The organism is Nocardioides albidus (assembly GCF_006335005.1).
GTDB classification, from domain to species: domain Bacteria; phylum Actinomycetota; class Actinomycetes; order Propionibacteriales; family Nocardioidaceae; genus Nocardioides; species Nocardioides albidus.
Genome location: NZ_VDMP01000017.1, coordinates 131,621 through 141,206, shown reverse-complemented (window position 1 = coordinate 141,206; position 9,586 = coordinate 131,621). Strand labels below are relative to the sequence as shown.

The following is a 9,586-nucleotide window of genomic DNA, read 5'->3' as shown; positions in this document are numbered from 1 at the left end:
CGGCGCCGACCTCGACCGCGCGGGCGGTCTCCTCCTCGTCGTGCACCTCGAGGAGGACCGTGAGCCCGAGCTCGCGGGCGAAGTCGTGCAGCCGGCGGAGCCGCTCGCCGGGCAGCGAGACCGCCATGAGCAGCGCCAGGTCGGCGCCGGCCGCGCGAGCCTCGAGGAGCTGGTACTCGGTGACGATGAAGTCCTTGCGGAGCACCGGCACGTCGACCACGGCGCGCACGGCACGCAGGTCGGCGAGGCTGCCGCCGAAGCGGCGCTGCTCGGTCAGCACACTGATCGCGCCGGCCCCGCCCGCGGCGTACTCCTGCGCCAGCGCGGCCGGGTCGGGGATGTCGGCGAGCTCGCCCTTGCTGGGGCTGCGGCGCTTGACCTCGGCGATGACGCTCGAGCCCGGCGCGCGGAAGTGGGGCATCGGGTCGCGCGGCGGGTCGACGTCGGCGAGCGCCGCGCGCAGGTCCGCCTCCGACGTGGTCTCCTGACGGAGGGCCAGGTCCTCGAGGACTCCGGCGACGATCCCGTCGAGCACCGTGGGCTGGGAGGCCTGGGGGGCCGACATCTGACGCCTCCGTGACGTTTCGAGACTGACTGGATTTGGCTGGTTTGAGACTGCCTGGTTGAAAAGGCCCCGGGCGGGGCAGGGTCGACGACACCGAAGACCGACGGTGTCGAGTGTGGCACGGGGCCGTTAGGGTTCCACACACCGCCCGCGACTCGGTCGGGCCACACCAGAACCAACCGCAGACCTGAGAAGGGACTCATCGTGAGCTACAACGAGCCGCCGAACTACGGCACCCCGCCCCCGCCGCCCGCCGGCGGCTACGGATACGGCGGCAACGTCGGTGGCGGGGACCACCCGCAGGGCACGCTCATCCTCGTCCTGGGCATCCTGAGCATCGTGTGCTGCGGAATCTTCACCGGCATCCCCGCGATCATCATGGGCAAGAAGGCCCTCGAAGAGAGCAAGACCGCCAACTACAACAACGCGGGCCTGATCAAGGCCGGCTGGATCTGCGGCATCATCGGCACCGCGTGGTCCGTGATCGTGATCGTGATCTACGCGATCATCTTCCTCGCCGCGCTCGGCTCCAACTGAGCCCCATCTGAGCCGATCGAGCGCCCCCCGGCCCTGCGCCGGGGGGCGCTCGCATCTCCCCCGGACCCAGCCCCAGCCCTCAGGAGACGACGTGAGCAACAACGAGCCCCCGCCGCCGTACGGAACCCCGCCGCCACCCCCGTCCGGCGGCTACATCCCGTACGGCGGACCGAGCGGCCCCGGCGGCTACGGGGGCTACGGGGGCTACGGGGGCTACGGGGGCGGCCCCGGCGGCTACGGCTACCAGCCGGCGCCCCAGCAGTCCGGACTGGCGATCGCCTCGCTGGTGACCGGCATCGTCAGCCTCGTCGGTGTCTGCTGCTGCGGCGCCCTCGGTGTGGTCGGCATCGTCGCCGTCATCTGCGGCGTGCTGGCCAAGAAGGAGATCCAGCAGTCGAACGGCGCCAAGACCGGCGACGGGCTGGCCGTGGCCGGGATCGTCACCGGGGGTCTCGGTATCGTCCTCGGCATCGCCAGCGTCGTGCTGGTGTTCGTCGTCGGGGCGTTCGACTACTCCTACCAGTGACCGGAGCCTGATTCACCCACCGCGGGGGTCAGGGCGCGAGCCAGGACCCCGCGGCGGTGTTGCGCGCGACGGCGAACAGCAGCATCGAGGCCAACAGCACGGCGGTCAGCAGGACCGCGCGACGCTCGGAGACCACCCAGGCCTCGCCCGTCCAGCGACCGTAGGTCCACCGCGCCAGGGCGTAGATCACGAACGGCAGCGTGAGGACGAACAGCAGATTGCTGGAGGCGGCCGCTCCGAGCTGCAGGTCGGTGAGGTCGTTGACGGCACGCAGGCCCCCGCAGCCCGGGCAGTAGATCCCGATGGCGGCCGAGGGGCACAGGCCCCAGCTGCCCTGGTCGTGGGGGTCGCGCAGGTGGAGGGCGATCGTCGCCGCGCCGAGGCCGCCGATGACCGCCGCCGGCGGCACCATCCGGCGCCAGCGCGTCCTCGCGCCGGCCCGGTCCACGATCACTCGGCTCAGTGACCGGCCTCGTGGAGGCCCATCTTGGCCATCACCAGGAAGACGACGCCACCGGCGAGCACGACGACCGTGCCGATCCAGAACAGGGGCCAGTTGAGCGGGTGGAGTGACATGCCGATGGCGCCCACGACGAAGCCGACGAGCGAGACCAGGACGGCGGTCCAGGCCGCGGGGGTGTTGCCGTGGTTCTCGGCCATGGGTGGGAACTCCTCGCGCTAGGTGGGGTTTCGAGGCTCGGCCGCGGGCGGCCCCGCACCTCGACCACCAGAGTCTAGGGGGTCGGTGGGCCGGGGCGATCGGTCGGGCCGTCGGTCGGGTCGCGGCCCTCGTCGAGGGACTTCCACAGGTCGAGGTTGGACTGCTCGGAGGGCTCCTGCCCCGGGGCGGACGCGGCGGCGGCCGGGGCGCCGGTCGAGGCGCCGGTCGGGGCGTCGTACCGGGTGCCCATCTCGGGCCACGCCGGCACCAGGCGCACGGCCGCGCCGGCGGCGACGAGCGCCATCAGAGCGCAGCCGAGCGCCACCCATAGCCACCCCGTGCGCTCGACGTCGATCGCGGCGGCGTTGAGCCCCAGCCGGGCGGCCAGGTCGGCTGCGGCGTCGTCGTGCTGGACGAACCCGCCGATGACCACGACGACGAGGATCCCGGCCGCCGCGATGAGCGCGAGGAGCGCCGCGCCGCGCCGGACGATGCCGCGGGTGACCAGCAGGACCCCCCAGGCGGCGAGGGCGACCAGGGCCAGGGCGCCGGCGAGCGGGAACTCCACGGAGCGCTCCTCGACGCCGGGGGCCAGTCCGCCCGCCGCCGTCAGGGTGGACTCGGGGATCGCGAGCATCGCCTTGTGCCCGGCGACCGCGGCGAAGCCGCTGCCGACGAGGCCGAGCAGGACGACGGGCCCGAAGGCGCGTCGGGCCGGGCCGTCGGCCTCAGCCACCGAGCGGCCCTCCCCCTTCGAGCAGACCTTGGTCGAAGCAGGTGCGGGCGCCGGTGTGGCAGGCGACGCCGACCTGGTCGACCTTGACGAGGAGGGTGTCGCCGTCGCAGTCGAGGCGGACCTCCTTGACCTGCTGGGGATTGCCGGAGGTCTCGCCCTTGACCCAGTACTCGTGGCGCGACCGGCTCCAGTACGTCGCGCGTCCGGTCGTGAGCGTGCGGTGCAGCGCCTCGTCGTCCATCCACGCGAGCATGAGCACCTCGCCGGTGTCGTGCTGCTGGACCACCGCAGGCACCAGCCCGTCGGGGGTGCGCTTGAGGCGGTCGGCGATCTCGGTCGGGAGGGCGGTCACGGGCTCCATTATCCGTGCTGCGCCACCCACGAGGCGTGCAGCCTCGCGTAGGGGGTGTCCTCCTGCGACACCAGCTCGACGTGCGGCCCGTGCTGCACGATCCGACCGCGGTCGACCACCACGACGACGTCGGCGGCTTCGGCAGTGGAGAGGCGATGGGCGATCGTCACCGACGTGCGCCCGCTCATCAGCCGCTCGAGCGCGCGTCCGATCCGCGTCTCCAGCTCGGGGTCGACGGCACTGGTGGCCTCGTCGAGCACCAGCAGGTCGGGATCGGCGAGCTGGGCGCGCAGCAGGGCGACGAGCTGGCGCTCCCCCGCGGACAGCGATTCGCCGCGCTGGCCCACGCGGGTCCCGATCCCGTCGGGCAGTCCGGCGAGCCAGTCCCCGAGCCCGATGACCTCGGCCGCCTCGCGGATCTCCTCCTCGGTCGCGCCGAGACGGCCGTAGCGGACATTGGCAGCGAGGGTGTCGTCGAACAGGAATCCCTCCTGCGGCACGAGCACCACGCTGCGGCGCAGGGCGTCCTCGTCGATCTCGCGCAGGTCGATGCCGTCGAGCAGCACCCGGCCCCGGCTGGGGTCCATCAGTCGGGTGAGCAGCTTGGCGATGGTCGACTTCCCGGACCCGGTCTCCCCCACGATGGCCACCCGCTGGCCCGAGGGGACGACGAGCTCGATGTCGCTCAGCACCTCCGTGCCGCCGGGATAGGCGAACGAGACGCCTTCGAAGCGGACGTCGATCGCACCCTTCGGGAGGCTTCGACCGTCCGGTCCCGGATCGACCAGGTCGGCCGGGGTGTCGAGGATGCCGATGACGCGGCGCCAGCCGGCGATGGCGTTCTGGGCGTCAGTGAGGATCTGGGTGCCCATCTGCACCGGTCCGACGAAGAGCGTCACCAGGAAGGCGAAGGCGAGCACCTCGCCGGCGGTGATGCCCGCACCCCACGCGAAGCCCTGGCCGAGCCAGATGCCGACGATGAGCACGCCGGCGTTCGCCACCCCGGCGGAGATGCCGCCCAGGCTGAACGAGAAAGCAGTGAACCCCTGCGCCCGGGTGCTCGCCGCCTTGTGGGCCTCGATGGCGGTGTCGATGCGCTCCTGGGTGCGCGCCTCGATCGCGTACGACTTCACGACGGCCGCGCCGACGACGGGCTCGGAGACCGCCGACAGCAGGACGCCGACCTGCCGTCGTACGGTGCCATAGGCGGCGGCGAGCTTGCGCTGGAAGAAGCGCAGGCTCAAGAAGAGCGGCGCGAAGCAGAGCCACACGACGAGGGCGAGCTGCCAGCTGTAGACCACCATCACCACCGTCGCGATCAGCATCTGCCCGATGCTGACGACGAAGATCAGTCCGCCGAAGACGAGGAACTGGCTGACCTGGTCGACATCGCTGGTGACCCGGGAGACCAGCGCGCCGCGACGCTCGGTGTTCTGCGTGAGCAGCGGGAGGTCGTGGACGTGGCGGAAGGCCTTGACCCGCAGCGTCGCCAGGCCGCGCTCGGCCGAGGAGAACAGCCGCGCCGTCATGGCGTACGACGCCCAGCTCGTCACCACGATGGCGCCGGCCGCCGCGAGCGCGAGCCAGGTCGTGAAGGTCGGGTCGGGGCCGTCCGGGCCGCGCAGGCCCTTATCGATCGTCTGCTGGACCGCGATGGGGACGATGACCTGGCCGACCGAGGCGAGCACGGCGAGGACCAGGGTCCAGCCGATGCCCTCGACCAGCTCGGGCGAGTGGCGGATGCCGCGGCGGATGGTCTCCCACGCGCCGATGTCGTCGCCGGTCGCGAGGCGGGTGTGCTCCGGGGCACGGAGGGTGGTGCTCATGCTGTCGCCTCCTCGTGCTCGGTCTCGTAGGCGTTGACGAGGCGGGCGTAGTCGGGATTGCGAGCCACGAGCTCGTCGTGCGGTCCGCGGTCGGCGATCCGGCCGTCGACGAGGTAGAGGACCTCGTCGGCCAAGCCGATCGTGGCCTTGCGGTAGGCGACCACGACGAGGGTGGTCTCCTCGGCGCCGAGGCCCGCCAGGATCCGGGCCTCGACCTCGGGGTCGACGGCCGACGTGGCGTCGTCGAGGACGAGGAGCCGCGGACGCCGGACCAGCGCCCGGGCCAGCGCGAGTCGTTGCCGCTGCCCGCCCGACAGCGACGTGCCGCGCTCGCCGAGTCGCGTGTCGAGGCCCTGCGGCAGAGCGGCGACGAAGCCGTCCGCCTGCGCGGTGCGCAGCGCCGCCCAGACCTCGTCGTCGGCCACGGCCGCACCCAACGTGACGTTGTCGCGCACGGTGTCGTCGAACAGGAACGCACTCTGCGGCACGACGGCCAGCACCTCGGCGAGCTCGCCTCGCCGCAGCTCGCGCAGGTCGGCGCGGTCGACCCGGATCGATCCGGCGTCCACGTCGACCAGCCGGGCGAGGAGCGCCGTGAGGGTGCTCTTGCCCGATGCGGTCGCGCCGACGAGCGCCACGGTGCGTCCCGGCTCGACCTCGAAGGTCACGTCGCGCAGCAGCGGCCGGCCCGGAGTGAAGGCGAAGGCGGCGCGCTCGACCTCGAGGCGGGCGCCGCCGTCGTGCTGCGGAGCCGGCCGGTCGCCGTACTCCATCGCTCCGGTGGCGGCGAGCACGGCCGCGACCCGGCGGTAGCCGACGACACTGCGGGGGAAGTCGCCGAGCAGCCAGCCGATCGAGCGGATCGGGAAGGCGACGACGGTCAGGAGGTAGGACACGGTGACGACGTCGCCGGCGACGGTGGCGCCGGAGACGACGCGGTGCACGCCGATGACCAGGACGACCAGGACCGCCAGGCTGGGCAGGGCGGCGAGGGTGGGGTCGAAGGCGGCGCGGATCCGGCCGACCCGGATGTTGGCCTCGCGCAGCTCCTCGGCCTTGGCGCGGAAGCGCTGCGTCTCCTCCGGCTCACGGCCGAGGGTCTTGACGACGAGGGCGCCGTCGAAGGACTCGTGCGCGATCTCGGAGAGCTCCGCGCGCAGCTCCTGGGCGCGGGTCGCCCAGCCCTGGGCGAGGCGCTGGTAGACGACGTTGACGCCGATGACGAGTGGGAAGACGAGCAGGCCGACCGCCGCGAGGACCAGGTCCGTCAGCAGCATCTGCACGACGGCGATGACCATCATCGCCACCGTTCCGACAGCCATGGGCAGCGGCGCGATCGGGCCCCACGCGGCCTCGACGTCGGAGTTCGCGTTGGACAGGAGCTCGCCCGTGGGATGGCGCTGGTGCCAGGCCATCGGGAGACGGAGGTACTGCCGGGTGACGGCGCGGCGGCTGTGCGCCTGCATGCGGTACTGCATGACGCCGGCTCCCAGCCGGCGCGCGACGATGCCGACCGCGCGCAGGATCGCCACTCCCACGAACAGGCCGAGGACCGCCCAGAGCAGTCCGCTCCCGATCTCGCCGTCCTTGAAGGCCGGCAGCACGACGTGGTCGGTCGACCAGCCGAGAACCCAGGCGTCCGCGACGGTCAGGGCACCGAAGAGCAGGCTGCCGATCGTGGAGAGGGCGAAGATCCAGGGCTCGCGCTTGATCGCCACCCAGAGCACGCCGAACCCGGCGGTCGTCGTACCCGTCCTGCCTGTCGTGGCCACCTGACTCCTCGCTCGCGCTTGCCCCGAAGAGGCGCAACCGTCCCACGTACCCCGGTATTCCTTCGGAGCAGGTGCTTCCCGTGCTCGGGCGCCGATCGACCGGCATTCTTGCCAGCTCAGCCACCGCGGGCCGTCGCGAGACCTGTGGATATCGTCGGGACGTGGACGTCGACACCCTGCTCGCACACTGCCTCGCCAAGCCCGGCGCGTGGCCGGACAACCCGTGGGACCACGAGTATCCGGTGATCAAGGTCGGCGAGGGCGAGCACAGCAAGATCTTCGCCTTCCTCGCGCGCGACCACGTCGGCGTCAAGGCCGGCGCCACCCGTGAGGTCGCCGACGAATGGCTGCACCGCTACCCCGACGACGCCACGGTGATGCCCTACATCGGCCGCTCGGGCTGGAACAACCTCACCCTCGCCGGCGCGATCCCGGACGAGGAGATCCTCGAGGCGGTCGACGGGTCCTATCGAGCCGTCGTGTCGAAGCTGCCGAAGTCGCGGCGGCCGGCGGGCTGGGAGGGCTGAGCAGGAGCCCCGGGATCCTGGAAAGCCGCACCCTCCACCTCACGCGGAGGCCCGCGCGGACTCGGCCAGCTCGAGCAGCCGCGCACGCGCGGGGTTCGGCGTCCGGCCGGCCCAGGTGACCCACGGCTCGGGGTGACCTGACCGGACCAGCTTGCGTCGTACGTCGTCGTGCACGCGCGGCCCGAGCGCCGCGGCGGCGACGTACGCCTGGTCCTCGGGCGGCAGGTCTCCGGCGACGGCGGCGGAGAGGATCCGGTACGACGCGCGGGTCACCTCGTCGCGACCGCCGCGCAGGCTGTCCATGGTGCGCTCGAGGTCGGCCGGCTTCGTCCCGAAGCGGACCAGGTCGAGCGCGGCGACGTCGGTGACCAGCTCGTAGTCCTCGCGCAGCAACGCGCTCGACGGGACCTCTCCGGCGCGGTGCGGCTTCGTGAGCGGGTGCAACCAGTTGCCGGTGGCCGCAACTTCACGGGCGACCGGTTCATCGACCGCGAAGGGCGTCATGTCGAACATGGACAGATCGCCGATGCCGCTGGGGACGAGCCTGCCGATGACCCAGCCGTCCGGTGCGACCGAGCGGGCCCCGAGATCGAGGAGCTCGACGGTCGCTTCCGTTCCCGCCTCACGCACGACGAGGCGGGCGCCGGGACGGCTCTCCAGCAGCTGGTAGCCGCTCATCGTGGCACCGACCCAGCGGCGGGCGAGGTCGGCGTGCTCGGCCAGCGTCCCGTCGGCAAACTCGTGGAGGAAGGCTTCCACCATGTCCGAGGCGTGGGCCGCCGTCTGGTGGTAGACCCAGGACTCCCCCGCCACGGCGGCGACGACCTTGATCGGGTCGCCCTGGCGATCGAAGCACTCCTGGAGGAGATCCTGGTGGACCGACTCGACCAGGAGCTCGAGCAACGTCCTGCCGATGGCGCCCGCGTCGCCCGACTCGCAGCGAATCGCCTGATAGGTGATCCAGCGGGCCCAGGCCCACTCGGGCATCGAGTCCTCGCCGACGAGCGACAGCTGTTCCAGCAGCCACACGTGCCGGTTGCGTCGGAACATCGGCACGCTGCGATGCCACTCGAGTGCGGCATGAGGATCGCCCGAGCGCTCGGCGGCTTGGGATCTGCGGACGTACTCCAGCAGCTCGTGGTTCATCTGGTCAGCGACGCGTGGGAGGCGGCGGAACCCGCCCGGCTGTTTCCGAGACATGGCGCAAGCCAACGTCCGTCGTACGCCGCGCGGCAAGGGCGATCTTCGAGCCTGTGGACAACGAGTGCCTGTGGACAACGCGCGACGTCGAGCGGCGGGACTCGGTCATGATCGGGCGCCATGGACACCCCTCGGAGTCCGTCTCGGGACCCTCGCCGTCATCGTCGCGCTCGCCACGAGCGCCTGCACCGGGTCCGGGGCCGGCGCGCCCCCCGACCATCCCGCCACCGTCGACGCACGATGGACGCCGATCACCGTCGGCGACTCGGCTCTCCCAGAGGCGCCGACCCTGACCGTGAGCGCGGGCATCGGCGCCACCGACGCTCTGCCGATGACGCTCGTCGGCCTTCACGCCACTTGAGATCGGCGAGGACGGCGACTACGTCGGGGAGATCGTCGCCGTCCCGCACGGCTTCGTCGCCGCGGGCATGCAGTACAGCGGGAGCAGGCGACGACCCGTCGTGTGGATGTCGACCGACGGCAAGGCATGGCGTGCCGTTCCTGTCCCGGTCGATAGGTCCTTCTCCACGGGCATCCTGACCGTCTGGGGCGACCGGCTCGTGGTGGCGCTGACCAGCGACAGCGGTCCCGCCGTGTACGTCCTGGAGAACCTCGCGGACCTCCTCAGGCGGCGAGGTAGTTGAGGGCGAGGGTGGTCGCGTAGGTCTCCATGCGGGTCGGGGTGTCACCCGCCGGGGTGGGGGTGATGCGTCTCGTGCCGGTCGGGTCGATGAGGTAGTGGGCCCCGTGGGGATCGCGCCAGATCACGATCCCGGGGAACGGATGTCGCACCTCCCAGCCGGTGTGGGTCTTGATCCGGTGATGGGTCCGGGTCAACGGTGCGAGGTTCCCGACGGCGGTGGGACCGCCCTCGGCGTGGGGGA

At 72.1% G+C, this 9,586-nt stretch carries 12 protein-coding genes; 3 read left to right on the top strand and 9 right to left on the bottom strand.

Annotated elements, in window-relative coordinates; all coding sequences use genetic code 11:
- A partial coding sequence (locus FHP29_RS05025) for an indole-3-glycerol phosphate synthase TrpC (protein ID WP_240044316.1) occupies positions 1-565 on the bottom strand: 565 nt, incomplete at its 3' end.
- Between the two features lie 204 nt (positions 566-769).
- On the opposite strand from FHP29_RS05025, the gene FHP29_RS05020 reads away from it, so the two are divergent.
- Together FHP29_RS05020 and FHP29_RS05015 are read left to right on the top strand one after the other, a co-directional pair.
- Entirely contained in the window at positions 770-1,102 is a 333-nt protein-coding gene (locus FHP29_RS05020) for a DUF4190 domain-containing protein (protein ID WP_192903967.1), read from the top strand.
- Positions 1,103-1,193: 91 nt separating this feature from the next.
- Entirely contained in the window at positions 1,194-1,628 is a 435-nt protein-coding gene (locus tag FHP29_RS05015) for a DUF4190 domain-containing protein (RefSeq protein ID WP_158296468.1), read from the top strand.
- Positions 1,629-1,656: 28 nt separating this feature from the next.
- Here FHP29_RS05015 and FHP29_RS05010 read toward each other — a convergent pair whose 3' ends face one another.
- From FHP29_RS05010 to FHP29_RS04985, 6 genes are all read right to left on the bottom strand, one after another.
- Entirely contained in the window at positions 1,657-2,076 is a 420-nt protein-coding gene (locus tag FHP29_RS05010; RefSeq protein WP_139621749.1) for a DUF2752 domain-containing protein, read from the bottom strand.
- 11 nt (positions 2,077-2,087) lie between these two features.
- Positions 2,088-2,288 (bottom strand): HGxxPAAW family protein, encoded by a 201-nt coding sequence (locus FHP29_RS05005; protein ID WP_139621748.1) that lies wholly within the window; start codon positions 2,286-2,288, stop codon positions 2,088-2,090.
- 74 nt (positions 2,289-2,362) lie between these two features.
- Entirely contained in the window at positions 2,363-3,025 is a 663-nt protein-coding gene (locus FHP29_RS05000; protein ID WP_139621747.1) for a Trp biosynthesis-associated membrane protein, read from the bottom strand.
- On the bottom strand, positions 3,018-3,386 hold the full coding sequence (gene hisI, locus FHP29_RS04995) for a phosphoribosyl-AMP cyclohydrolase (RefSeq protein ID WP_139621746.1): 369 nt from the start codon (positions 3,384-3,386) through the stop codon (positions 3,018-3,020). The genes FHP29_RS05000 and hisI overlap by 8 nt, the downstream gene beginning before the upstream one ends.
- Positions 3,386-5,203: an ABC transporter ATP-binding protein gene (locus tag FHP29_RS04990; RefSeq protein WP_139621745.1), complete on the bottom strand. Its 1,818-nt coding sequence runs from the start codon at positions 5,201-5,203 to the stop codon at positions 3,386-3,388. The genes hisI and FHP29_RS04990 overlap by 1 nt, the downstream gene beginning before the upstream one ends.
- On the bottom strand, positions 5,200-6,975 hold the full coding sequence (locus FHP29_RS04985; RefSeq protein WP_139621744.1) for an ABC transporter ATP-binding protein: 1,776 nt from the start codon (positions 6,973-6,975) through the stop codon (positions 5,200-5,202). The genes FHP29_RS04990 and FHP29_RS04985 overlap by 4 nt, the downstream gene beginning before the upstream one ends.
- Positions 6,976-7,136: 161 nt before the next feature.
- On the opposite strand from FHP29_RS04985, the gene FHP29_RS04980 reads away from it, so the two are divergent.
- Positions 7,137-7,502: an MmcQ/YjbR family DNA-binding protein gene (locus FHP29_RS04980; RefSeq protein WP_139621743.1), complete on the top strand. Its 366-nt coding sequence runs from the start codon at positions 7,137-7,139 to the stop codon at positions 7,500-7,502.
- Between the two features lie 39 nt (positions 7,503-7,541).
- On the opposite strand, the gene FHP29_RS04975 is transcribed toward FHP29_RS04980, so the two are convergent.
- Together FHP29_RS04975 and FHP29_RS04965 are read right to left on the bottom strand one after the other, a co-directional pair.
- Positions 7,542-8,648, bottom strand: a complete 1,107-nt coding sequence (locus FHP29_RS04975) for a hypothetical protein (RefSeq protein ID WP_139621742.1) — start codon at positions 8,646-8,648, stop codon at positions 7,542-7,544.
- 678 nt (positions 8,649-9,326) lie between these two features.
- Positions 9,327-9,586: HNH endonuclease signature motif containing protein (locus tag FHP29_RS04965; RefSeq protein ID WP_205013878.1), on the bottom strand; the 260-nt coding region annotated here is incomplete at its 5' end.

Excerpts from the sequence above, each read along its gene's own strand:
- FHP29_RS05005 (WP_139621748.1), bottom strand. The coding sequence starts at position 2,288 with ATGGCCGAGAACCACGGCAACACCCCCGCGGCCTGGACCGCCGTCCTG.
- hisI (WP_139621746.1), bottom strand. The coding sequence starts at position 3,386 with ATGGAGCCCGTGACCGCCCTCCCGACCGAGATCGCCGACCGCCTCAAG.
- FHP29_RS04990 (WP_139621745.1), bottom strand. The coding sequence starts at position 5,203 with ATGAGCACCACCCTCCGTGCCCCGGAGCACACCCGCCTCGCGACCGGC.
- FHP29_RS04975 (WP_139621742.1), bottom strand. The coding sequence starts at position 8,648 with ATGAACCACGAGCTGCTGGAGTACGTCCGCAGATCCCAAGCCGCCGAG.